General features: G+C 52.9%; 18 protein-coding genes and 4 pseudogenes. 4 read left to right on the top strand and 18 right to left on the bottom strand.

From position 1 onward, the window contains the following. Positions 1–68: 68 nt before the first annotated feature. The 8 genes and pseudogenes from HGBM_RS21040 to HGBM_RS21080 all read right to left on the bottom strand — a co-directional run bounded on the left by HGBM_RS21040 (position 69) and on the right by HGBM_RS21080 (position 8,335). Positions 69–1,145: an LLM class flavin-dependent oxidoreductase gene (locus HGBM_RS21040; RefSeq protein WP_019123068.1), complete on the bottom strand. Its 1,077-nt coding sequence runs from the start codon at positions 1,143–1,145 to the stop codon at positions 69–71. A gap of 16 nt (positions 1,146–1,161) precedes the next feature. Next, complete coding sequence (locus HGBM_RS21045) at positions 1,162–2,232, bottom strand: LLM class flavin-dependent oxidoreductase (protein WP_019123069.1); 1,071 nt, start codon at positions 2,230–2,232, stop codon at positions 1,162–1,164. A 6-nt stretch (positions 2,233–2,238) separates the two neighbouring features. Continuing rightward, on the bottom strand, positions 2,239–3,678 hold the full coding sequence (locus HGBM_RS21050) for a 4-hydroxyphenylacetate 3-hydroxylase family protein (RefSeq protein WP_019123070.1): 1,440 nt from the start codon (positions 3,676–3,678) through the stop codon (positions 2,239–2,241). After that, a complete protein-coding gene (locus HGBM_RS21055; RefSeq protein WP_019123071.1) occupies positions 3,650–5,134 on the bottom strand; it encodes a 4-hydroxyphenylacetate 3-hydroxylase family protein in 1,485 nt (494 codons plus the stop codon). Before HGBM_RS21055 ends, HGBM_RS21050 begins: the two co-directional genes overlap by 29 nt. A 51-nt stretch (positions 5,135–5,185) precedes the next feature. Continuing rightward, entirely contained in the window at positions 5,186–6,004 is an 819-nt protein-coding gene (locus tag HGBM_RS21060) for a MetQ/NlpA family ABC transporter substrate-binding protein (protein ID WP_019123072.1), read from the bottom strand. Between the two features lie 10 nt (positions 6,005–6,014). Beyond that, positions 6,015–6,677, bottom strand: a complete 663-nt coding sequence (locus HGBM_RS21065; RefSeq protein ID WP_019123073.1) for a methionine ABC transporter permease — start codon at positions 6,675–6,677, stop codon at positions 6,015–6,017. An 82-nt stretch (positions 6,678–6,759) separates the two neighbouring features. Next, positions 6,760–7,443: pseudogene (locus HGBM_RS28200) on the bottom strand (methionine ABC transporter ATP-binding protein); the annotation flags it as partial. A 595-nt stretch (positions 7,444–8,038) separates the two neighbouring features. Next, positions 8,039–8,335: a TFIIB-type zinc ribbon-containing protein gene (locus HGBM_RS21080; protein ID WP_019123076.1), complete on the bottom strand. Its 297-nt coding sequence runs from the start codon at positions 8,333–8,335 to the stop codon at positions 8,039–8,041. A 438-nt stretch (positions 8,336–8,773) separates the two neighbouring features. Between HGBM_RS21080 and HGBM_RS21085 the strand changes: the two genes are divergently transcribed. Further along, complete coding sequence (locus HGBM_RS21085) at positions 8,774–9,457, top strand: TerC family protein (protein WP_019123077.1); 684 nt, start codon at positions 8,774–8,776, stop codon at positions 9,455–9,457. 135 nt (positions 9,458–9,592) lie between these two features. On the opposite strand, the gene HGBM_RS30510 is transcribed toward HGBM_RS21085, so the two are convergent. From HGBM_RS30510 to HGBM_RS21100, 4 genes are all read right to left on the bottom strand, one after another. Continuing rightward, entirely contained in the window at positions 9,593–9,958 is a 366-nt protein-coding gene (locus tag HGBM_RS30510; protein WP_161605079.1) for an ABC transporter substrate-binding protein, read from the bottom strand. Then, positions 9,876–11,102 (bottom strand): helix-turn-helix domain-containing protein, encoded by a 1,227-nt coding sequence (locus tag HGBM_RS28205; protein ID WP_161605080.1) that lies wholly within the window; start codon positions 11,100–11,102, stop codon positions 9,876–9,878. The genes HGBM_RS30510 and HGBM_RS28205 overlap by 83 nt, the downstream gene beginning before the upstream one ends. Before the next feature lie 149 nt (positions 11,103–11,251). After that, positions 11,252–12,055: a phospholipase D-like domain-containing protein gene (locus tag HGBM_RS21095; protein WP_019123079.1), complete on the bottom strand. Its 804-nt coding sequence runs from the start codon at positions 12,053–12,055 to the stop codon at positions 11,252–11,254. Positions 12,056–12,221: 166 nt separating this feature from the next. After that, entirely contained in the window at positions 12,222–13,382 is a 1,161-nt protein-coding gene (locus tag HGBM_RS21100; RefSeq protein ID WP_019123080.1) for an iron-containing alcohol dehydrogenase, read from the bottom strand. Positions 13,383–13,620: 238 nt separating this feature from the next. On the opposite strand from HGBM_RS21100, the pseudogene HGBM_RS31910 reads away from it, so the two are divergent. Then, positions 13,621–13,812, top strand: a pseudogene (locus HGBM_RS31910) (hypothetical protein); the annotation flags it as partial. Here the strand turns inward: HGBM_RS31910 and HGBM_RS21105 are convergent. Then, positions 13,784–14,650: a LysR family transcriptional regulator gene (locus HGBM_RS21105; protein WP_026074571.1), complete on the bottom strand. Its 867-nt coding sequence runs from the start codon at positions 14,648–14,650 to the stop codon at positions 13,784–13,786. The pseudogene HGBM_RS31910 and the gene HGBM_RS21105 overlap by 29 nt on opposite strands. Positions 14,651–14,796: 146 nt before the next feature. On the opposite strand from HGBM_RS21105, the gene HGBM_RS21110 reads away from it, so the two are divergent. Beyond that, entirely contained in the window at positions 14,797–15,387 is a 591-nt protein-coding gene (locus HGBM_RS21110) for a DJ-1/PfpI family protein (RefSeq protein ID WP_019123082.1), read from the top strand. Positions 15,388–15,516: 129 nt separating this feature from the next. Here HGBM_RS21110 and HGBM_RS31915 read toward each other — a convergent pair. Then, a pseudogene (locus tag HGBM_RS31915) lies at positions 15,517–15,774 on the bottom strand (aspartate ammonia-lyase); the annotation flags it as partial. Between the two features lie 240 nt (positions 15,775–16,014). Between HGBM_RS31915 and HGBM_RS21115 the strand changes: the two are divergent. Beyond that, a complete protein-coding gene (locus HGBM_RS21115; protein WP_026074572.1) occupies positions 16,015–17,952 on the top strand; it encodes a sigma-54-dependent Fis family transcriptional regulator in 1,938 nt (645 codons plus the stop codon). Positions 17,953–18,004: 52 nt separating this feature from the next. Here the strand turns inward: HGBM_RS21115 and HGBM_RS21120 are convergent, their stop codons facing one another. The 4 genes and pseudogenes from HGBM_RS21120 to tnpC all read right to left on the bottom strand — a co-directional run bounded on the left by HGBM_RS21120 (position 18,005) and on the right by tnpC (position 25,176). Further along, the gene (locus HGBM_RS21120) at positions 18,005–18,511 is read right to left on the bottom strand and encodes an acetone carboxylase subunit gamma (RefSeq protein ID WP_019123084.1); all 507 of its coding nucleotides are present in this window, start codon (positions 18,509–18,511) and stop codon (positions 18,005–18,007) included. 28 nt (positions 18,512–18,539) lie between these two features. Beyond that, positions 18,540–20,819, bottom strand: a complete 2,280-nt coding sequence (locus tag HGBM_RS21125; protein ID WP_019123085.1) for a hydantoinase B/oxoprolinase family protein — start codon at positions 20,817–20,819, stop codon at positions 18,540–18,542. Between the two features lie 46 nt (positions 20,820–20,865). Beyond that, entirely contained in the window at positions 20,866–23,007 is a 2,142-nt protein-coding gene (locus HGBM_RS21130) for a hydantoinase/oxoprolinase family protein (RefSeq protein ID WP_019123086.1), read from the bottom strand. Positions 23,008–23,596: 589 nt separating this feature from the next. Then, a pseudogene (gene tnpC, locus HGBM_RS28210) lies at positions 23,597–25,176 on the bottom strand (IS66 family transposase). Positions 25,177–25,301: the final 125 nt, after the last annotated feature.

The raw sequence follows: 25,301 nt of genomic DNA on the forward strand, positions 1-25,301 counted from the left end.
AATCCTGACCAAAACAGTCGAGTTTCAGCCGAAAAAAAACAGCAGGAACAGGTCGACTACGCTAAAGTCTATGCCCGTTTTTCCTGGGCGTTACAAGATTCGGCGCCCAATTTTTTCTGCAGCACATGTTCGAAAAACAGCGGCAGCTCATCGACCGGATAGCGAAACGCCGTTAAAATCATCTCAACGCCTGCCAACTGCAGCTCCCGGATTTTGTCTCTCACCTGCTGGTACGAACCGATCAAGCCGGTCCGAAAGCCCTCGTTGTTGGCGACAAAATCGCTGATGGAGGCGGCCCGCGACCACATGCCCGCAGCACCCCTGGCATAGTTTTTAAATTTGTTGATCGCCGTCACATCGGCATGATCCACGATGTAGCGGAATTCTTCTTGCGCTTCTTTTTCTGTCTCGCGGGCAATGACGAAGGCGTTGACAGCAAACCGGACCCGCCGATGATGCCTGGAAGCAATCTCGCTTACGCGCTCCATCTGCGGCCTCAGTTCTTCAATCGAAGCTCCGTTCATAAAGTACCAGTCCGAAAATTTCCCCGCCATTTCCTGTGCTTCCTGGGAATTTCCGCCCTGAAAAATAGCAGGGTACGGTTTCTGTACGGGAGTTGGCCGCATCTTTCCGCCACGTATCTGGTAGTGCTCGCCTTCAAAGGAAAATTCCTCTTTTTGCCAAAGTCCTTTCACCACCTGTAGATACTCCTCCGAACGACGATACCGTTCGGAATGGCTGATCCAGGGGATGCCAAACATCTCCTGTTCCTCTTGAAACCAGCCGCTGACCAAATTGACGTGCCAGCGGCCGGATGTGATCTGTTCCAAGGTCGCTCCCATTTTCGCCAATGTAACCGGAGGGACAAAAGCCGGCAGCACCGCCGAAATAAAGTGAACCTGCCTGGTATGTGCCGCCAGGGCGCCTACAATCGTCAAGGAGTCCAGCTGTCCGCCCGCCGCATCGCTGCCGCCCAAGCCTCCCAGATAGCGGGTGGGGAAGAGAATCGCGTCGACTCCCAGCCGATCGGCCAGCTGTGCCAGGCGCAGGTTATAGGCAAAGCTGCCGTCTTTGGCCTGATCTGCCGTCGAACGCAAAAATCCCCCGGAAATATTGGAACCCCATATGGCTACTTTCACACTCATCGGCTTCTCTCCTCCATCACGAGTACAGCACTCCCGCCCTGTCATCCGAGAACAGGGGCAGTACCAAATTCCCTACCCGCTCCGCTTCTTCGAGATGCGGAAAACCTGACAGGATAAAGTGATTCACCCCGGCATCGACGTATTCCATCAATCCTTCTTTCACCTGCTCCGGCGTTCCGACCACTGCCGTGCCGGCCCCTTTTCGCACCCTGCCGATCCCGGCCCATTTGTGCTTGCCAAAGCGCATTGCACCCTCCAGCAATTGGGACATCCGCTGCTGCGCCACTGAATCTGCCCTTCGGTAATAGTCTTGCATCCGCTGTTCGACGACCGGATCGATCCGGCTGATCAGGCGATTGGCAGCAGCCCACGCCTCCTCCTCCCCTTCCCGCACAATCACGTGTATCCGTACGCCGAATTCCAGCTGTCTGCTGTAAGCAGCCGCTCTTCGCTTGACATCGTTGATTTGCCGCCGAACTTCTTCCACCGGTTCTCCCCATTGCAAATAGACGTCAGCATGTTTGGCGGCGACTTCTTTGGCAGCTTCAGAGGAACCGCCAAAGTAGACGGGAAGCTGTCTTCGCTGATAATTGGAAGGGTAGAGGGCAGCATTCCTTACGGAAAAAAACTCTCCCTCGAAGCTGACCGACGACTCCTGCCACAGCTTTCTGACGATCGTTAAAAATTCGTCCGTGCGCTGATAACGCCGGTCATGCTCCAGAAAATCCCCATCCTGCCCTTGTTCTGACGGAGAACCGCCCGTCACCACGTTGACCCAGAGCCTTCCCCCGCTGAATTGATCCAGTGTTGCCGCCATTTTTGCCGCCAGAGTGGGCGCGACAAAACCCGGGCGAAAAGCCACCAGCGGAGAAATCTTCGACGTGCACTGGCAGATCGCCGACGCAACCATCCACGAATCCAAAAAGGGGGCCCCTACGGGGATGAGAATGCCGGAAAAACCCGCTGCTTCGGCCGCCTGGGCAACCTTGCCGAGGTAGTCGAGAGTGGCCTCGCGCTCTGGCCGGGCAAGTCCGATGTACTCCCCGTCTCCATTGGTCGGAACAAACCAGGAAAAATGAATCGCCATACAGGATCACCTCGCGTCTGATTTTGCCAATTCCCAAACAGTCTGAATCAACTCTTGCCTGTCGTAACCCGCATACTGGCTCGCGTACGTGCGCACCGGGTCGCCGGAGTAAAACCGCTCATACAGCTCATGGCGGGAAGCAAGGGGACTGCCGATCAAATCCCAAGCCAGCTTGAACAGTTTCAGGCGGGTTTCTGCCTGTACCTCGGCGCCGCGGTAGTACTTTTGGATAAACGGTCCGATCGGCCCGTTCAGTTCCGCGAGAGCAGAGGGAACCTGCAGAAATCCTCCCGCTCCGATCTGCTGGATGATTTCAAGCGCACGGGGATAATAGCGGGAGCCCAAATTCCGGGCGGTCGTCAAAGGTTCGACGGCGGGCAGCCACACTCCGTATTGATTTGGCTTTGCACGTTCGCGGGCGGCCAGCAGCAGGGCCCTGATCGTCTCTGCCTGGATGATCAGCTCCCCCAGTTTTTCCTGAACGTGCAAGTATTGCCGGGCGCCGATCGTACAGGCCAATTCGTGGCCGATGGCCGCGACGAATTCCAGTTTCTGGAGCAGCCGGACCACTGTCGGCTGCTGGCTCAAGGCGACGGCGACGGGATCTTGTCTCAGCCTCCAGATCGCCTCCGGATCGTCTTTGATAAAAACCCGCTCCCACGGGATCAAGGCATCGTCAAAGACGACAACCGCATCCATTTCGTCAAATCTTGAGCTGAGCGGGTGATCCTCTGCGTTCTCGGAAGCAAAAGACTCCCTGCAGACAATGTGCACCCCTTTTGTGGCGACAGGGACGGCGAACATCGTCGCATACCGGGCTTCTGACTGCGGGCGCCGATGAAACGGATAGACAAAAATTTCATCGTAATACGGAGCCCCGGTCGCAATCATCTTCGCCCCCCGCACGATGATCCCGTCCTCTGTCTCCCGCACAATGCGCAGATGGGTGTGGGGATCATCAAATTGGGAAGACAATTTCGACCGGTCTACCTGCGGATCGTGCAACGCGGTTGTGGAGAACAAATCCTGATCCCGGCTTAGCCGATAATACCGGTCGATTTTGTCGGCAAACTTGCCGTCGCTCCCCCCTAATACATGGCGGCTGGCGTACCATCCGGTCAAGAGTGACCTCGAATAGTCGGACAGCCGGCTCATCATGCCAAAAGTTTTTTCCGACCATATCCGGTATGCGGTCTCCTTTTGCAGCACCTCTTCTTTGCTGCCGGGAACCAGATAGGCAAGGTTGGCAGGCTTGCCCGTATCGGGGGGCGAAAAAGTCAGAGACGGCTGGGAGGCGGGATCGTCCTGCAAAGCCAGCAATGCACAAATCGTCTGAATCGTTCCGGCAAACGCCGGGTGGCTGGGTAGATCCTCAACGATCTTCCCCTGCAGCCAGACGCTTCGCCCGTCCCGAAGCCTAGAGAGATACCGCTGACTTGCTGTCATATTCCTTCGCCTCCTTCCCTGCGGCCAGGTTCCAGAAATCGCGCAAACGGGATTGAAGCCGCTCCTTGTCGCAGTTCTGATATTGGGCAGCGTACGTTCTGACCGGATCCCCCAGGTAGAACCGCTCGTAAAGCTCATGCCGGGATCCCAGCGGGCTGCCGATCAAGTCCCAAGCCAGTTTGAACAAGGCAATCCGGCCTTCCGCGTCTATTTTTGCGCCGCGGTAGTATTTTTGCAGCAAGCCGCCCAGTTCCGCCTGCAGCCGCTCCCCGTTCGAAGGCACCTGCATAAAGCCTCCCGCTCCGATTTGCTGCAGAATTTCAATCGCCCGCGGATAATACCTGGGCCCCAGGTTTCTCGCTGTCTCGATCGGGGTCGGATCGGGGACGAATGTGCCGTACACATCCGCTTTGCCTCCCGCTTCCGATGCGATCAGCAGGGCTTTGACGGTTTCCAGCTGAATGACCAACTCTCCCAGTTTTTCCTGGACGTGCAGGTGATGATCGGCTCCGATCGCTTCCGCAACGGCAAAGGCGACCCCTGCCACAAATTCCAGCTTCGCCAGGAGGCGCACCACAGTCGTGTGGTAGGCCAGCCCATTGGCTGTTTCATCCATGCGCAGCTGCCACACCGCCTGCGGATTGTCGTGCAGGAAGACGCGTTCCCACGGAACCAGGGCATCGTCGAACAGCAGCACCGCATCCATTTCTTCATATCGGGAGCTGAGCGGATAGACTTCCCGGCGATCGGCAGCAAAGGATTCGCGACAGATGATGTGAAGGCCGGGCGTATTGGCGGGCACGATCATCATATGGGCATGTGCCAGATCCCCATCGGCGATCCGGTGGAACGGATAAACCAAAAAGTCGTGTGTGTACGGACCCGCCGTCGCAATCATTTTCGCCCCTCGCAGAACAACCCCATCTTCTGTTTTTCTCACGATCCGAAGAACGGCATCCGGGTCTTTCTGTTCCGAAGGCCCTTTTGAGCGGTCAATTTGCGGATCCAACAGCGCGGTCGTCACAAAGCGGTGCTGATCGCGGGCTTGTTCGTAGTAGCGAACGATTTTTTCGGCAAACTGCGGATCAAAAACCTGATATCTTTCCCGGGCGGCATACCAGCCTGTCACCAAAGAACGGGCATATTCGGAGAGCCGGCTCATCACACCGTGCGTCTTTTTGGTCCAGCAGGCAAAAGCGGCTGTCCGCCTTTGCAAATCCTCGAGGGAGGCAGGAACCAGAAAGGCGTTGTGAACGTACTCCCCTGTAACCGGGCTTCTAAATCCTACATGTTCGCGGAGCACATTGTCCTCCAGCGTTGCAAAGAGGGCTGTCAAGGTTTGCAGTGTCCCTTGAAAGGCAGGGTGCTGCGATACGTTCTCCACTTTTTCGCCATCCAGCCAAACTGTTCGCCCATCCTGTAAACTATCCCTGAATCGCTGCCCTAGCGCGGCCATTTCACATTCCCCCTTTTTCATGCAGTGAAAGCTTACCCCTGTCGAGACCGGTCAGTACTCGGGCTTGATAAAACCCTGGAACTCCTTGTCGATCAATTCCTCGAACTCTTTTGACTTGTACGCCTCTACCAAATCGCTTACAAATGGCTGATCCTTATCCGCAGTTTTCACGGTCAAGACGATGATGTAGTTTTTCGGGGTTTGTTCCAGTTTGATCGCCTCGCTCAACTTCCATCCCGACGCCAGCGCGAAGTTCCCGTTGACCAGGGAAAAGTCGACGTCATCCAGTGAGCGCGGCAGCTGGGCTGCCTCCAGCGGGAGTATCTCCAGCTTTTTCGGGTTTTCTGCAATGTCTTGTTCAGAAGCGTGGAGTACGTCAGCGTCCGCCTTCAGCTTGATCAGGCCGAATGTCTGCAGCATGCCCAGTGCCCTTGCTTGGTTGGTCGGGTCATTTGGCAGGGAGATGCGCATCCCTTCCGTCAGTTCATCCAAAGAGCGGTGTTTCTTGGAATAAAGCCCCATGGGAACCGTCGGAATGGGGATGACTCCGGTCAAATCGGCTTGATATTCTTTTGTAAAATTTTCTAAATACGTAGTGTTTTGAAACACATTGGCATCAATGGAGCCGCTGATCAGCGCCGTATTCGGTTGAATGTAGTCGTTAAACTCGACGATCGTCACCTTGTAGCCTTTTTTCTCCAGCAAGGGTTTGATGCCTTTTTTCAGCTGGTCGCTGTACGGGCCTGCTGTCGCGCCGATCTTGATTTCCTGTTTCTCAGGCCCGGAAGAGGTGACGCTGCCGCACCCTGACAGCAGGGCAGAAAGCATCATCATAGCGGCAAACGCGATGAACAGTGGACGCTTTTTCATGAAACTCCCCCTATCGCTTATCCAAAAGCCGGGCAAAGTGATTTCCCGTGAATTGAATGATTTGTACGAGCAGAATCAGCAGGACAACAGTTGCGATCATGACTTCCGTCTGGAAGCGATAATAGCCGAAGCGAATCGCCAAATCGCCGATCCCCCCGCCGCCCACGGTCCCCGCCATCGCCGAATAGGAGAGCAGGCTGATGGACGTGACCGTCAAAGCGGAAACGATGCTGGCCCGCGCTTCATTGAGCAGGACTTTCCAGATCAGCCCCAGCGGGGAGGCGCCCATCGCAACGGCCGCCTCTATCACTCCCTTGGGAATCTCTCGCAGGGCTTGCTCGACCAGCCGCGAAAAAAACGGAATCGCGGCGATGGAGAGCGGGACCGACGCCGCTATTGGCCCAATCGTAGTGCCATTGATCACGCGGGTCAGCGGGATAATCGCTACCAGTAAGATGATAAACGGCAGGGAACGGACCGTATTTACCACGTAGTTGATCGTCTGATGCAGGTGTTTTCGCTCCAGGATTTGCCCCTTTCCGGTGAGAAACAGCAGCACCCCCAACGGCGTTCCAAACAGCAGCGCAGCCGCGGCAGAGATGCCAACCATCGTGAAGGTTTGCCAGATCGCCATCCCGAATTCCGGTACAAGCGCGAGCAGATTCTCAAACACTGGCGACCTCCCGGGCAAGCAGCCATTCGTTTTTGGGTTGAAACAGCAGTCTGCCGAGATTGGAGGCAGGTGCTCCCTTGGCATGGGTGAGCGACAATTCCTCGACGAGACGCCCATTTTCCAGCACGGCCACCTTATTGCAAATTTGTTTGACGACGTCCATCTCATGCGTGACCACTACGATCGTCACCTGGAGCGTCCGGTTGATCTCCTGCAGCAGAGAGAGGACAGACTGCGTCGTCTGGGGGTCGAGGGCGGAGGTAGGTTCATCGCAAAGCAGGATTCGCGGCCGGTTCGCCAAGGCCCGCGCGATTGCGACCCGCTGTTTTTGCCCTCCGCTCAGCTTGGACGGATAGCTGGACGATTTATCTTGAAGCCCAACCAACTCCAGCAGCTCTTTCACCCGCTTTTGCCGGTCTTTTTTTTCAATCCCCGATATTTCCAAAGCAAATTCCACATTCTCGGCAACCGTTCGATTGCTGAACAGGCAAAATTGTTGAAAGATCATGCCGATGGAGTGCCTCGCCGCTCGCAGCGCCTTTGGCGAAAGGATGGTCAGATCTCTCCCTGCCACGATCACCTTTCCGTTCGTAGGCTGTTCCAACAGATTGATGATTCGCAGCAAAGTAGACTTTCCGGCACCGCTGTAGCCAATAATCCCGAAAATATCTCCTTCCTCTATCTCCAGGCTGATTGGCGCCAAAGCTTGAAACGCACCGTGTTCAGGGCTTTGATACGTCTTCTCGACATTCTCCAAGCGAATCATGGAAACGGATCTCCTTTCTGTTTTTTTCACTCATTTCCACACGTGCGACGAAAAAGAAAAAGGCATCCTTCAAGCTGCATCGCTGCAGAAGAGGAAGCCTCCGGTCGTCCGGTTGGACATTCACTTTTTCTCTTGAGTCAAGCGGAACGAATGGGAATGATGGTTATGATTGAGTTTAATCCGATTATTCTGACCTGTCAAGTAAGAATTAAAATTTTGGGGATGACATTAGCTCGCTGCCCTTCGTCGGTCACGTGAATGGATCCGATAGCGATGTCTGTCTCGGTGAAATCGAAGCTGAGTAAGCCGCGTTTGATCCGTTTTCCGGAGAACCGATGTGTGGTTCCTTTTTCATAAGGGGCCAGGGGATCGAGATCCACGGTGTATACTTGCCGGATATAAAAATTGGTGGTGTTAGATACATGCTTGGCGTTTTGACACATCTGTTTACAATAGGGGAATAAGCGATGCCCTTTCATAATGCAGATATGAAACGTTTTGTTATCCCTCAAAACAAACATGGGTTCCCTTTTATTCCACCAGATTAGAATGGTCGTCTAACAAAAAGAGGCGGAATCCCGCCTCTTGGTGGCTCCTAATCGAACAAATCTCCCAACCTGTCCAACACGCTCTTCTTCTTCTTGTGTTTGTAGTACGGCGAATCATGCTTGGAATCGTAGTGGCGGTCACCGCGGTACGGATCGGCGGAATGGCGGCTGCGTTCCTGGTACCATTCGCTATATTCCCGGCGTTCCTGGCGAACGTCCGACATCAGCTTTTCCAGCTCCCCGCGATCCAGCCATACTCCCTTGCAGTCAGGACATACATCGATCAGCACGCCCTCCTTTTCCACTTCCCGCATGCGAACATCGTTGCAAACCGGACACTTCATCAGAAGCCCTCCTGTCGTCTCAAATAAGAATCGATTTATATGTACTACGAAAGAGGACTGCATTCGTTTCAAAGATTTCATTTACAAATATCGGAATTTTGGCGGCTAACATCATCCCTGACTGTACGGCTGCTTACCTGAAAGGAACCTCTTGACTTCAAAGAAACGTGCGATTAATATGAAAATACAAGCACGAAATATTCCTTTAAAGGGGAGTAGCTGTACAGCAAAGTCGTCATTCCGGGATTCTATCCTCGGCTTTGTTGGCAACGACACAAGTTGTTAGCGAGACCTTTACCGCAGGGGTAAAGGTTTTCTTGTTTACAAGACCTTTACCCGATTGAGGTAAAGGTCATTTTGATGTTTAGGGGGGGTTGTCACGGCAGTATCGGGGAATTCATACGAGTTTTCTACTACAAGTAAAGGGAGTGTTTATTGATGGATTTCTTCTCACCGGATTTTTGGTCTGCACTGCTTGCAATCGTCGTGATCGACCTCGTTTTGGCGGGCGATAATGCCATCGTCATTGGACTGGCCGCCCGCAATTTGCCAAAAGCACAGCAAAAAAAGGTGATTGTCTGGGGAACCGTTGGCGCGATTGCCATTCGTTCACTGTTGACCTTGGCCGTCGTCTGGCTGTTGATGATCCCCGGGCTGCTGCTGCTCGGAGGACTGCTGCTCATCTGGATCGCATACAAGCTGTTGGTCGAGAAAAAAGAGCATGGAAATGTCGCGGCAGGGGCAAGCTTGTGGGTAGCGATCCAGACGATCATGATCGCGGATACGGTGATGGGCTTGGACAATGTGCTGGCGATCGCCGGGGCGGCCCACGGGGAGTTTTTGCTGGTACTCTTGGGACTGCTCGTCAGCGTGCCAATCGTCATCTGGGGCAGCACAGTCATATTGAAATGGGTCGAGCGTTATCCCTCGATTATGTATATCGGGGCGGGAGTATTGGCCTGGACCTCCTCGAAGATGATTGTCGATGAACCGTTTTTAAAAGGCTTCTTCGCGGAAAATCCGCTGCTCAAATGGGGTTTAAGTCTTGCCGTAATTGCCGGTGTCCTCCTCTGCGGCAGATTGAAAAATCGGCGGAATGAGGAACTGGAAAAATCGCTCTGAGATCTGCGGCTCACAGGTGGATCTGCCGAAGTCTTCACGGCAAGCTTCGGCAGATTCCCGATTTTTGCAGTTGAGTATGATTTGAATCAGCAAAGAAGCATGTTCGACATGCAGTACCCCGACCAACTTCCTCGTCTACGAAAAGTCAGATTGACCTTCCAGCGTCTTCGCTTCCTTGCAGACAAGCAGCAAGATATGATCAGCACTGCTTGCATCCAGCTGCTCCAGTGCAAGCGGAAGGTTGAACGGGGCTGCTTTCTGCGGATAGGACGACCTTAGGCCCAGCGACCGGTAAAGCACCTCCTGTATGCCAAGGTTGCAGTGGGCAAAAAACTGTCCATGGTACAGGCGCAACGTCAACACTGTCGTCCGGCTGAACAGAGGCTGAAAGTTCGCTCGTGCTGCCGCCGCCTTGCACTCAAATGCGGAAATCCAGCGTTCCGCTTCCGCTTCTTCGCCCAGGAACGCGGCAACCTCTCGTAACTGCCGCTTCCATCCCAAATGGTCTCCCGGCATCTCGTACAATTTTCCGATCGCCCCAAGCTGCCCACGCCTCCAATCCTGCTGGACAAAGGATCAGCTCAGGGCGGGCTTCGGACAGCTTGTCCAGGTTTTCCGCTTTGTGGTAATTTTGGCGGTAAGCGTTGAGCTGCACGGGAATTTCTGTGCCGAGTTGATCGTAATAGTAACCCGACCATTTCGGGTGAAGCGGCGCCGCATAAGGGATGACATGAAGCGGCAGCAAATACCCGATCAGCGCTGCCGAACCGTAGACAGCAACCTTGTGCTGCCGCTTCTTCATGTATGCCGACGGCGGCAATCCAAATTCCTTTTTAAACTTGCGGCTGAAGTAAAATTCGTCACGGTAGCCCACTTCGTGTGCAATATCCCGCATCAATCGATTCGAGCGAAGCATCAGCTTCTTCGCCTTGGTCAGTCTGATCTGCGTCAAAAGGTCAAGTGCGCTCACACCGTACGTTTTTTTGAACAAATCGGCAAAGTATTTGGGACTAATCCCGGTAATCGCAGCCAACCGCTCGACCGTCAGATGGTCGGCAAAGTGCTCCTCCAGGTAGTTTTTCGCTCGTTCAAGCCCATGGCGCGTATCTTTACCCGGCTTGTGACGGGCAGCAGCCGCTATCTCATGAAGAAATTCCAGACAGTGAAGCTGTCCGCGCCAGCGGATGAGCGGGTCGCCGCTTTGACTGTGCTGGTGCATCAAACGGCACAGTGCAGCCAGTCTGCCAGCGGGGGCGACCTGACATTCGCCATCAGGCGGCAGCAATTCGCCCGCTTGGACGGCTTGCAGCTTTGTCCGGCTCGAATCGGCTTCCTCAAACAGGCTCAAGCGGACAATCGCCAGGGAAATATCGTCGCTTCCTGCGGCGAAGACGCCGAACGTGCTGTGCGGCGGACAGATGTAAACCGTATCTGGATACATGCGGCAGACCTTTGATTCGCGCTGCAGCTTCCCATCGCCGCCCAGAAGAACAAGACAGACATAAGAATCGGTCAGCTGCTGCTCCAATCGAAAACCGCTGCTTCCGGCAACGATTTCGACATCCCAAAGCTTTCCCGTTAACCGGCTAAAATCGAACGGGGGCACTTCCTCTCCGGTCACCCGGCCGTTTGTGTCCAAGGTCATGGTTTTGTCACCTCGCAAATATTGATAATGATTTTCATTATTGACATCAATATAGCAGAGTTCTTTCTGTATGAGCGAAAAAAAGCTGTCCCGAAAGCAGTTATCGTTAAACACTACTTTCGGGACAGCCATTCTTTACCTGACCTCTGTCAATTCTTCGGTTTTCTGTACCCCGCCTTTTGCGCCTCCTCTTCTGTGCAAAAATACTCGACATTGGCTGTCGTTTGGTCGTATGACGGGCTTCCAGGCAGATGATAGATTTTCGAATTCTTGTTTCCTTTTATCTTCGGAACGAGGCAGCCGGCAGTCGGCTTTTCATCCGCTGTTTCCTCCGCATCATCGGATGCCGCCGCCTCATTGGCACTGGGCACACTCGTATCCTGAGCAATCCGCAGTTCGATCGATTCAAACGCGTCCTGGTCGTTCCACATGTTTTCAAACTGTTGGGAGAAGGCTTTCGCGACAGTCTCATCACGCAATACGACGAGCACTTCATCGTTCACCGTACTGGCCGCCTTCGAGTAGTTAAACGACCCGGTCGTGGCGATTTTCTGGTCGGCGACCACCATTTTGAGGTGCATCAAGCCGTTGTGGGTGTTGATCTTCGTCGGGATTCCGGCGCTGCCGAGGATTTTGAGCGCCGATGTTTGCGATTTCCCGCCCAGCTGCTGCTTGTCGGTGATGACCCGAACGTTCACACCCCGTTTTTTGGCGTCCCGGATCGCGGCGACGACGTCTGGGTGAGTCAGGCTGTAGATCGCGACATCCAACGATGCTTGCGCCGAGTTGATCACGTCAATCAGCAGCTTCTCCGGATGCTGCTTAGCCTGGGTAAACGCCCATTCGATTTTGTTATCGGCCGTTTTCGTTACGGAAGCTGGCTCCCCCAGCGCCGAACAACCAAACATGAGGACTGTACACAGCAATACGATCGACCATAAAAACTTTTTCATTGTTGTCTTCCCTTTCGTTGTATCCATACTTTCCTATTTTACCTCATGGCAACAAAAAGGAAAATCCTCCGGCGTATGCAGCGGATATTTCGCTGGCTGAACGAACTGATCTGGGTGGTTGATTCCTATACCAACACCATCCGCCAACTCCAGAATAAAACGTTTCTTACGAGCGATACGCCTGCTCAAGGATAAACAGGTAATCATCCGCCGTAACCGTCCGCACGTTGCTTGGCGTTGAACCGTTGCGCAGGGAGAGTTCCACGATTTTCGGAAAATCCTCTACGCGGATGCCCGGCAGATCCTTCAGCTTGGGGATGCCCAGGCTGTCCGTGAAGGCTTCGATGCCGTCAATCAGCTTTTCGACCGCGAGCTCGTCCCCGTCGGAATCCCCGGCAAAACCCATGTACCGCGCCAGCCTTGCGTGCATCGGCTTGTTTTCGGCGGCGTTGTACCGAAGGACATGCGGCAAGAACACCGAATTGGCGACCCCGTGCGGAGTATCGTACAGTCCGCCAAGCGCTTCCGCCAGACAGTGAACAGCCGCTACGTCGGCAGAGCCAAAACAGAGACCGGCGAGCAGACTGCCCTCCAGCATGTCATAGCGGGCCGCTTCGTTCCGGCCATCGGCATATGCAGCCGGAAGCGCGGAAACGATCTTTTGCATTGCACGGGCGCCGAGAGCTTGCGAGATCGGATTGGTCACCCTGCAGGTATACCCCTCGATCGCGTGAACCAAGGCGTCGACACCGGTGGCAGCGGTGACGGAAGGCGGAACGCTGAACGTCAGGGCGGGATCGAGCACAGCCAGCGTTGGGCGCAGGGCAGCGTGCTTGAGCGTCATTTTCCGGTGGCTGGACGACTCGGTGATGACGGCAGAGCGAGTCACTTCCGAGCCAGTCCCGGCCGTAGTGGGAATGCAAATGATCGGAGCGATGTTGTCATAGGGAAGCCTGCCGTCCGCGTAATCGGCCGGGGTCCCGCCATTTGGCCCGCACAGCGCGATCGTTTTCCCTGTGTCCATCGCGCTGCCCCCGCCGATGGACACCACCATGTCAGCCGCTGCGTCACGAAACACTGCCGCCCCCGCCAAGCATTCCGTATCCCGCGGATTTTGGCTGAGCGACGCAAACAGTGATACGCTGAACCCCGCCTCCTCCAAGGCAGTCTGGATCGGAGCGACCAATCCCGCTCGGATAACACCGGGGTCGCTGACCAGCAGGACAGATGAGCCCGTCTGCAAGGAGCGCAGCAGCTGCGGCAGTTGGAGAGCTTTGTCCATTCCCATCTCAATGCGTGTGGAACAATCGTAGCTAAATGAATTCATCTGATTTCCTCCCGACTTTTACTGGCTTGTGTAGTTTCATCATACAAGCTGGGATCGGGGTATACCACAAAAACAGCGCAAATTTTTTGCAATTTCACTCATGAAGATCACGGTTTCATGCATCCCGGCTTTTCGAAACATGGATAAAATTCCCGTAAGAACCCGCGAACCACTTGCAAACGATAGCCGAGAGCCGCTTCAACAGCCAGGCGGCCCCTGTGGTTTGCGCAACAATTTGGATATCGGGAGGATGCTTGGCCGCTTCCACATGTCGAAAACGGCTTACGGAACGAGACTGCTGCGCATCAACAAAGAAAAGGGCTGGTTGGTGCCTCCCCCGCTTCATATGCCAACGCCGGAACACTTTCCCAGCTGCCGCCAAAGAGGTGGGGATTGCCCGTTTACCGTTCCGCCAAGACGTATTCGATAAATTTCCGATGCGCCGGGGACAGCCATTTAATTTTATGGTAGACCATCTGGGCCAAAAACAGCGGTTCTTTGTCCCGGCAGCCTAATTTTTTTACCTTTTGCTCCCTGAGCAATGCCTCCGCGCGAACTGCGGGCACCAAACTGATCCCCAATCCGTTGGCCACGCACTGTTTGATCGCTTCCATGCTGGAAAACTCCAAATGGTTCGAGGCATCAATCCCTTTATCCAGCAAAAACCGCTCAAAATAACGGCGCAGCGAGCAGTCCTTGCCGCTGAAAATGATACACTCCCCGTCTGCTTCTTCTATGTTTGCAATGTCCAGGTTTACTCCGCCGATAAAGACGAGCGGTTCCTCCGAAAAGACCTCCGCAATCAAATTGGGGTCATTCACTTTCGGTTCCAGCACGATCGCAATATCCAATTCCCCCGAATGGAGCCGCCTTCGCAGATGGACGCAATCGTCTTCGATACAGGAAATATTTACCTTGGGATAATTTTGTTTATACGACGACAGAACAGAGCCCAACCTGCAGATCATCATGGTTTCAGAAGCACCGATGCGAATATCGCCGGTCACCATCTCGCCGACTGCCGACAAATTTTTGATTTTTGAATACGTGGTCAACAGATCTTCTACATAGGGGTACAATTCCTGGCCAATTGCAGTCAGTTGAATTTTCTTTCCCAGCCGGTCAAACAAGGGAACACCCAGTTCCGCTTCAAGCTGATGGATATGGGAAGTAATGGTGGCCTGGGAGTACTGAAGGGCTTGGGCAGCCTTCGTAAAGCTGTTTACATCGACAACGGTTTTAAAGGTTTGAAATTGGCGAATGTCGATTGGGACTCCCTCCCCTTCACTTGGTTATGATTAGATTTTCCAAAGTACATGATCAGAACTTTCAATTTTACTAATACGTACATTCTATCATATGATCTCTGTAGTACCGGTACTGCAAAAAATGCAAAAGACTGGGAGTTGACGAAATGAAAAAAGTTTGCTTGCTGCTGCCAAATGGCTTTGAGGCCGTCGAGGCGAGTGTATTTACAGATGTGATCGGTTGGAACAAAGCTGAGGGCGACGGCTCAACCGAACTGGTCACGGTAGGGACCCGGAGAGAGCTGACCTGTACGTTTTATTTTACCGTGATTCCTGAAAAAGTGCTTGACGAAGTGGACGCAGATGAATTTGACGCCTTGGCCTTGCCGGGTGGGTTCGAAACCGCAGGCTTTTACGACGATGCGTTCAGAGAAGATGTCCTCGAATTTATCCGCGCCTTCAATCGCCAGGGAAAAGTCATCGCCTCCATCTGCGTCGGTGCGCTGGCGCTTGGAAAAAGCGGCATTCTGAACGGGAGAAACGCTACCACATACAACCTGAACGGCCAACTCAGACAGAGACAGCTGGCTGAAATGGGCGCAAATGTCATTGCCGATCAACCGATCGTTGTAGACAAAAATATCATTACTTCTTACAACCCCTCTACTGCCTTCGATGTGGCTTTTGCGCTTCTGGAGTCGCTTACTTCCCGTGAAAATACAGAGCATGTAAAACGGCTCATGGGGTTCATCCGCTAACACCCTTGAGCCTTCCAAGCCGGGTGATCTCTGCTGCGTCAGCACAGCAATCGGAAAATGTATTTTATGTTCGGGGCATCCCGGCAGCCGTAGACAGCTAAGAGATGCCCCTGCTCCTTTTAAAGAAGCCTATTTTTTGTATAACAATGCTTCACCTGCAATCCCGGGAAGAGTCATTTCATAGGGATCTAAAATGAAGACACCGTTTTAAGCATAATTCCCGTACGGATTAGATTGACCACTAAGAATTGCTTCCCTCGCTATTCGCGCATCAGCTTCATAACCTAGATGCGGATTCACTGCCGTAATAATGCCTACACTTCTTTCCACATCATTGGCAAGCTTGTCTTCATTTGCTTCAATACCGCTCAAACAGTATTCGGTGAAGACATTAGCAACAGCAGTTGTTGCAATCCCATTGCCAATGAGATTTGTGATCATTGGTTTTGGACAGGAAACTACCTGGCCTTACCCGTGTAAAGGATTTTTTTGTGCAGCGGACCGTTTTATACTGAAAATTGTGATATTTAAGAATCATTAGAAATAATTAATGCAGCGCTAATAAATTTTGGTATAATATATAAAGTCGGCTATTGCATGAAATATCGCCTTTTTTGGGGGGGAGTTATGGCTAATCTACATATAGCTATTCACTCAATCAACCATATTCAAAAAAAGATGGAGATGCTTGAGGACATGTGGAATCGCTTTGTTTTTGAAAAGCACGATCCGCAACAAATGAGGTTGCATGTATACCGATCGTGGAAGCGCTGTCAAGAGATAGGCGTCAATCCTCACCAAAAGCAAGCACCCATCGTAATAACTGACGATCAATTGGTAGACTGGCACAAGCAGTCTCACCTTTACCACCTTTCGCGCTCCATCCTGCAAGATTTGGCCAGGCAAATCGAAGGCACCCTTTATCTCATCACCCTCTGCGACAGTAAAGGAAGGATTCTTCACCTGCATGGAGAACGCCGGATATTACAAAAAGCAGAACTCATGAACTTCGTGATCGGTGCTGACTGGAGCGAGATATCTGCCGGGACTAACGCGATTGGGACCGCCATCGCGGAAAAGCAACCGATCCAGATTTTTTCTTACGAGCATTTTTGTCAAGGAGCCCATCCCTGGATCTGTTCAGCCGCCCCGATACATGATCCGTTGTCCGGACAGTTGTTGGGAGTGATTGATTTAACCGGCCCCTCCGATCTTGCCCAACCCCATTCCCTGGGAACTGCAGTCATGACCGCCAAATCAATCGAGCAGCGATTTCAGGAAACCGCCCGGGAAACGCTTCATCATCTGCAAGCACGTTTCAATCAGGTAACGCATAACCGGTACCATGAGCCGATTGTGCTGCTGGACGAGGCGTTACAAGTGGTTGAGGCAACCCCCAAAGCCTTGTCCCTTTTGCAGTTGGAAAAGAGGCGAATGCTTTGGTCCCTTCCTGAAATGGAGCCTCTGAAAATTGCCTTGTCAAGCCTCGGCGATACGCAATCCGAAATGTATCTTCCTTCGCGGCAATTGAAAGTTTCGATTGGGAGTGTATTCAAAGAACGGAAAAGGGTCGGTTTCTTACTGCATTTCCATAAACCGTCTCCTGTATCGTCAACCTCACCGATACCAGCCGATCATTGGACTCACATCATTGGCGAATCAAAAGCATTGAAAAACATCTTGTCCAAGAGTCAAGTGGTAGCCGCAAGCAATGTCCCGATTTTACTCACGGGAGAAAGCGGTACCGGAAAAGAACGTTTCGCACGGGCAATCCACTGGGCAAGCCCACGCCATCGGAGGGAATTCCTCGCGATTAACTGCGGGGCCATTCCAAAAGAATTGATCGCAAGCGAAATATTCGGATACGAGGCCGGTACCTTTACGGGAGGAAATCCTAACGGAAAAAGAGGAAAATTCGAAGAAGCGGATGGCGGAACGTTATTTCTCGATGAAATCGCGGAAATGCCGTTAGATCTGCAAGTTTACCTGCTGCGTGTATTGCAGGAAAATGAGATCGTCCGCCTTGGTTCGTCCAAACCGATTCCTGTCGATGTACGCATCATTGCTGCTACGAATCAAAATCTGGAGCAACTCGTCCAGGCAGGAAAATTCCGCTCCGATCTTTATTTCCGGCTGAATGTGGTACAACTTGCGCTTCCGCCGCTGCGGGAACGAGGCGATGATGTCCTCCGGTTGTACAACCACTTTGTACAAAACTTTGCGGAAAAACACGGCAAGCGAGTGACAACCACAGAGGATGACGTGTTGGCTTTCCTGCGCGACTACCATTGGCCGGGAAACATCCGGGAACTGGAAAACGCGGTCGAGCACGCTGTCCTGTTTGCCGACCGGGAACGCATTCAATTGTCGGATTTACCCAGTTATTTGCTCCGGTCAAACGTGACCAACCGATCGATGACACCCTTGGAACAGGAAGAGAAACGGCTGCTCACGCAATTATTCCAGGAAACAAAGGGAAACCTGTCGGAAATGGCGCGGCGCTGCAACATCGCACGCTCAACACTGTACAGAAAACTAAAAAAGTACAACATTGGTGTAATGTAGGCACACAAAAAGCGATGATCTGAAACAGACCATCGCTTTTTGTCTGTTGGCGCTACCCCATGTTCGGTTGCGGCACCGGACGTCCGAGCCATTCTTCGTAAAACGCGTCAATGTCGGGCTCGAAGTCTTTGATGACCGGGTACCAGGGAGTGACGTTTTCCACCTCCAACTGCCCCCCGCAGGACGGGCAGTAATATTCCCGAATCACCTGCCATTCCGGATCAGGAGCCAACAGTTTGGGATAGAGTTCCTCCAGTTTCTCTGCCGTATCCCTGACGTAAATCAGGGCATGCAGTTTCCAGTTGTCCCGGTAGTCGCAGAATTCATGTCCGCAATCGCACTTTACGATGCGGTCGCCGTTTTCTTTCAGCACGATGTACAAGTGCAAGCCGGCCGGGAGGAGAATCCGCTCCTTCCACTGCACCCGCTCCTGTAATATACCGAGATAGGTGTCAAACCGATCGGAATCTTTAAAACTGGAGAGCATCTCTTTCAGTTTGTGAAAATCGATCGTGCCGTCAATCAGTTCTTCAACCGTCCGCTTGTCGTATTTGGCCATTGGTTCAACCTCCTTGCCTCTCGTCTCTTTATTGGATTTGCTTGTGGGCTCCAAATACCGGTATTCCCAATTCACTTTCCTTGATGATCCAATCTTTCGGCAGATCCCAGAAATTACAAAAATGTTTGGTGAATTTTTCACTCAAGGCAAAGCTGCTTGCATACATGTGACGAACTTGAATGGCCGCCTCTTTGTGCAAAATCTTCTCCCGTTCCTGCTTCATCCAGTCACGCGTGGGCTTGCCTCGGTGGATCCGCTCTTTTCTAATTTCGGCTCGGCGTTGTTCGGTCTTCGCTTCATCGATCACCCAACGGCCGTTTTGATCCTGCGCAATAACAGCACCGTACACTTTTTCCGCATAAGCTGGCAACAAATGGCCTTCGTTGAGGTCGGCTTCGACCGCTTTCGCCTTACGCTCGAGCGGATCGCCAAAACCAGGGCCACCCCGCAGGTAATTCAGATACAAGTCGTAATTCTCGAAAATCTCCTCGGTTGTGATCGCTTGCTTGTCACGCTTGATTTCTCTCGCTTTGATCAGTTTTTCATATCGCGGATTAGCGGGATCTTGATCTCCGCCCAACGGCAAAGGCAGTTTCTCTTCGATCAATTCTTTGAGATTGGTGCCATGTGCTTCAAAGCGATACCCCGATGCGGCCGGATAGCCCCCCATCAAGCCGCAATCGCTGCTCATGTAGCCATTGCCCATGAAGAACATCGTCCAGTCCTTGGCTCCCCACACCATCCGTAATGTTTCGTACCCGTTGCCTCCCCGGTATTTGCCGTATCCGCCCGTATTCGGCTTGATCGAACGTCCGAGGTATAAGAGCGGTTCGGCCAGCTCCCAAATTTCCATATCTCCCATATCCCCTTCGGGGTTCCACACCGCAGCAGCATGATCGATACCATCCTTGACAGCGCTTGCACCGACGCCTTCGGCTGCCGATTCAAAGCTGTTCACCGCATGGTTTTCATTGAACTGGTTGTACCCGCCACCCTGCAGCCAGTTGCTGGTGTTCGCGTTCCCTGCGTTCACTTCTTCCAGATAGCCACGGGCAAAATAAGTTCGACTCAATGACCGCCATAGCGGGCTCCAAGCGGATACGAGGAAGTGCCAGGCGTAACTGTGGGCGGTGCGGATATCGTCGGGGTTCAGCCAGGAACCGTAAGGCAATCCAAACCTACTCGCATAGTAGGCTCCGTCGTTGACCCGGTCGTTCGGGATCAAGGTCTGAGAGAGCATCACCCAGATTCCGCTGGTAATCGAGACAGTCGTCGCGTTATAGCTGTGCCAGCCCCAGCGGTTAGCCCCTTCAAAGTCGATTTCCAATTTTCCGTCCCCGTAAATCGTCATTTCGGACGGGGCGTGCATGATGGTGTTCACGCGTGCATACGGCGGCACATCCAGATTTTTATAGGGAACGTCAACGAACGAAACGCCGCGATAGGTACCGGGAATGGTCATCGACTTCAGCTGGTTGATAAACCCCCGGCGGCCATCCTCAATCACTTCCCGGATAAACTGTCGATATGTCTCAATGCCTTCCTCTTTGATGATCTGTAACACCAGGTCACGAATCATATGGCAACCGGCGACACGAGTCCGTTCATCCAACAGCCAGTATTTGGTGGTACGGACGGAACGCTGGCTCTCAATCAGCCAATCCTTTAGCAATTGGTCGTTTTTGCCGATTTTTCGGCAGGCCACTTGATATCCGTCATCGTATCGAGTCACTGGCCCGACCGTCATGCTGCCGGGAGCCGTCGCGCCCACATCGATCACATGGGTAACACCGCCCACCCAGCCTACCAGTTCATCTTCGTAGAAGATCGGTACGATCGTGTGTACGTCGCAAGGATGGACATTCCCAATCTGGCAGTCGTTGTTGCAAAAGATGTCTCCCGGTTCGATTCCCGGGTTTTCTTCGTAGTCGTTTTGGATCATGAACTTGATCGCAGCACCCATCGTTCCCACGTGAATGATTATGCCCGTGGAGGTTACGATGGAATCCGCTTCCGGCGTGTACAAGGTAAAACACAATTCCCCTTCTTGTTCGACGATTGGGGATGCGGCCACCCGCTTGGCCGTCTCACGGGCATGGACCACACCGCCGCGCAGCTTTGCAAAAATTTTCTCGTAGCGAATCGGCTCCGATTTCTTGAATGGCAATTCCTCTAATCCGGCGTAATGACCAGTCTCCCGGCTGAGCCGATCGATTTCCTCTCTCATTTGTTTCAGCGTTTTTCCTTGAAAGCCGATAGAACGGCGGTTTCTGTTTTGAATTTCTTTTTCCGTCTGTGCGTTTGCCATTTTCAATCCCTCCTCCCTTTTCTCAAAACTCGGCGAACTGTTTCCACTACCTGGGTTCCTTTAGATGGAAAATACGATGGCGATCCAGGTATGTCTCATAACCCGGCGGAATCACAAACGTGGTAGCGGACGATTCGACAATGGCAAACCCTTTAATACGGTTCCCCGCTTTCAATTTTTCCATTTCCCAGATGTCTGCCGTTGTCCACTTCCCTTTCCAATACACTGGCCGGACGCCCAAATGCGCCTCCGCCGGAGGTTTTTCACCGCTCAGCGGCTCTTCCGGAATTTTCGGCTTGGGCACTTCAACGATTCCTCGAACAATCGCCCCGGTCACCGAATAGCCAAGCTCGGGAGAGCGAGCAGCTTTCGCATACACGCGGCCATACGTTTCTTCAAAGGCTTCAACTAGTTCCTTCCAATCCTGTACCGTGCGCAACGAGTGGATCGGGGATTCGATTTCCAGATCGTTTAATTGTCCCTGATACTGCATTCGGAAGTAGAATCGGAATTTGACTTGGGCGCGTGGAAAATTGTTCTTCTCGAACTCGTCGGCCACTTTCTCCATCAGTTCTTGCCATGATTGCTGCAGCTCGCTGATCGCGGACGATGTTTCCTGCTCTTGTTGGAATGCGCTTACATTAATGTCAAGCGTTTTGTCATAGCGGTATTCGAAATCGGCAGCCCCGCATCCGAAGGCGGAAAATCCTGCAGCCCAGGCCGGTACGAGAATATTTTCGAATCCGAGTCCTTTGGTGTAGCCGGCGGTATGAAGCGGCCCGCCCCCGCCGTATGAGAAACAAACGTACTGGGACGGCGAATAGCCCTTGCCGAGGATCATCGACTCCAGGTAATTTCGAAGCTGTGACTCCAAAAGATCGATCACCCCGTAGGCAGCGTCCTCCACCGTCAGCCCCAGCGGATCGGCAACTTGTTCCTTGATCGCCCGATAGGCTCTCTCCGGATACAGTTTTACCTCCCCTCCCAGGAAATTGTCAGGATTGATCAGTCCCAGCACAACGTGGCAGTCAGATACGGTTACGGTTTCAATGCAGCCCGCCGGATTGCATGCCCCTACTCGGTATCCGGCGCTGTCAGGTCCCAGTGTGATCGACTTGAAGTTGGGGTCAATCCGGACAAAGCTGCCGGCTCCGGCCCCTACCGTATCCATCGCGACTAACGGCAGAGACAATACCAGGCGGGCCATGTCCGGACTGGTATTAATACTCAAATCCCCCTGCGTGATCAAAGCCATGTCAAAACTGGTACCCCCAATGTCCGAACAAGCGATATTCCGTATTCCCAGGTGCTCTCCCAAATATTTGGCCCCGACAACTCCGCCTATCGGACCCGACACCAGCGTCCGTGCCAATTCATTCGCCTGGAAGCTGATGGTGCCGCCATGGCTGGCCATAACCCGCAAGTCGAATTTGGCCCCTTTTTCCTTGATCCGCTTGTCAATCTTCGATAGTGTTTCTCGGGATGGGTCGGCCGCATATGCCTCGATAATGGTGGTATTGGTCCGGTGCGACTCTTTACGCAGTGGATAGTAGTCAACCGAAGCGAAAACCGGTACCTCCATACCTCTTTTTTTCATAATCTCCTTTGCCATGTCGCGAACTTTGCGCTCATGGGCAGGATACCTGTAGGAATGGAGGAAACTGATGACGATCGCCTCCACCTGCTGATCCAAGAGATCGACTACAGTTTGTTCCACTTCATGTTCATAAAGCGGAATCACCACATTTCCAAACAAATCGACCCGTTCTGTAACCCCTCGTGTCAAGTTTCTCGGCACCAGCGGAGGATCGTACCGGTGTGTATTCAGATGCAGACGGTCCGAATACGAGTACCCGAGATACGCCTGGATCGCTCTTCCCATGCGGTGAAAATCTTCCATACCCTTGTTGACAATCAGCCCGACTCGGCGACCTTTCCTGGAAACCAAGCGATTCAGCATCGCCGTTCCAGAATAAACACCCGCCGCCAGATGGGGAAAAGCCTCTTCCACCGTGGTCTCCCAGTAGGAAAGGGCATCGTGCGCCGAGTTCAGGAGGCCGATTGATTCATCATCAGGTGTGGATTGTGCTTTGCCAACCACAAAATCCCCTTTGTCGTTGATGATGAAGGTGTCAGTCATGGTGCCTCCGGCGTCGATAGCCAGAATTTGCGCATTTACGCTTGCCATGTAGTGAATCATCTCCCTTCAATCGATATTTTTTCACAAGAGAAACGGCTCTTGCTGCATCTACATATAAGCACAAACGATGCCAGCCACTTACCGCCGACCTCGATTGCCTGAATGCATTGCTCAACGAGGATTTCAGCAAGGCCTCTTCCTCTTTTTTGGGAGAATGATTGTATCGATTCGCTACAATTGTAGCACTACACCGGTGAAAACGTTGACTTGGCCCAGGCAACATTCATGTAGCAAAATAAAAACTGCCGACAGGTACTTTGTCGACAGTTTGAAAGGGACGAAAACGCCCCTTTCTGATGGTATTAATCCCACGCAAATCTTTGTTCCCGCCACGGATCTCCAAAGATTTCATTACATAACCGTTCTCACGTTAACATTTCAGCTCCGCACACAACTCGAGCAGTCATTCTTGATCGTAGGACATGTACACTAGCAATGCCCCCGTACCTGCACGCCACCAAGGAATCATAGCAGCGAGCTGCCGCGAAACGGCAAGAAAATCGTCCGGTAACACCCATTGATTCTCGGTAAGCGTAAAATAGTCCCCACCTATGGATCCGGTAGGGACTCAGGTAATCTATGATTGGACGATCCGGCAGTTTGACGGCAGTGAATTCGACCAAGGGAGTAGTTTGTCCAGCGCCCCGGGATCTATCGGATCTGTCAGCTGAGGAAGCTCTTCAAACAACCACGTGAGATATGCAAACGGGTTCAAACCGTTCTCCTGCGCCGTTTCGATGATGCTGTAGATGGTCGCGCTCGCTTTGGCACCTCGCGGTGTGTTGCTGAACAGCCAGTTCTTTCGACCGATCACAAACGGCTTGATGGAGCGCTCGCTCCGATTATTGTCCAGTTCCAGCCGCCCGTCCTTCAAAAACGCTTCAAGTTTTTCCCATTGGTTCAGACAATAGGCAATCGCTTTTCCCAGCGTGCTTTTTGGTAAAACACGAGATCGCTGGGTACGAAGCCATGACAAAAAAGCATCCAACACGGGGCGACTGCGCTCTGTTCGGACTTTCAGACGTTCTTCGGGCGGGGCATCCTTGATGTCACGCTCAATGGCAAACAAGCGGTTACAGAAGTCGAGGCCCTCACGGGTGGTGACGGTGGCCTTCTGCTTGTCGTCCGACAGTGCCTTTAGCGCTTCATCGAACTTGCGCCTCGCGTGCGCCCAGCATCCAACGAGCGTTGCACCGGTTACCTTATGGTAACCCGGGTAACCATCCACGTGCAGATACCCGTGAAACCCGGACAGGAAGTTGCGCGGGTGCTCACCGCCCCGCGTTTTCTGGTAATCGTACAGGACGATGGCCGGACCTTCCCGCCCCGTGCGGTACAACCACAGGTACGATGTTGTCCCTGCCGAGCGGCCCGGCTCCCGCAGCACCTGCAGAGGTGTTTCATCGGCGTGCAGGATGTCCATGGCGAGCAGATGCGTATGCATCCGATCATAGAGGAGCTGAAGCCAACGGTTCGCACCATGGATCATCCAATTCGCCAGCGTCTGCCGGGATAACGTGACTCCGAGACGAGCAAACTGCTTTTCCTGGCGATACAGCGGCATGGCATCCACATACTTCTGACTCATGATGTAGGCGAGCATCGAAGGCGAAGCCAGACTTCCCGGAGCCACCGGTTTTGGCATCGAAGCTGTAATGATCGGTGTCTCAAGCGCTTCTCGCTCACACTGGCGGCAGCTGTAGACATGGCGCACATGCTTGACGACTTTGACTTCGGGCCGGGATGATGTTCAGTTCCTGGCGAATCTCTGTACTCATGGCATGCAAAGCGCCGTTGCAGCACGGGCAAACCTGCTGTGCAACGGGCAGATGGTATTCGATCGTTTCAACCGGAAGATCTTCGATCATAGCCTTGCGCTGTCCGCGTTGTTTCTTACGATGGTAGGTTACGGTTTCCATCGTAGGCTCTTCCTGTACGGGATCGGCCTCAGTCTCCGCTTCATTAAAACAACTGGAGCTGCTCGGGATGCGTGCGTTCGCTGGATGCGCCGAATTTTTTCTGCTGGCTGAGGCGGAACTGCTCTTCATACCATTTCACTTTCGCTGCGAGTTCAGCGACTTGCTGCTCCAACGTGAGGCACCACTCCTGCAGATGTTCAATTGTATCGGGGGTCTTCTTTTCCGCTGTTTTTTTCATAGCTCATTGATTCCAAAACAAGGTTGGAATTCCTGTGTTCCAATGGAAAAAAGTGTGGCAATCTAGGGAATGGATTCAAATCGATTCAAATCACCGTTCGGGCGGTCACCTCTGGATGTGCCTGA

Origin of the sequence: Brevibacillus massiliensis, assembly GCF_000311785.1 — a bacterium.
In the GTDB taxonomy this organism is placed as follows: Bacteria; Bacillota; Bacilli; order Brevibacillales; family Brevibacillaceae; genus Brevibacillus_C; species Brevibacillus_C massiliensis.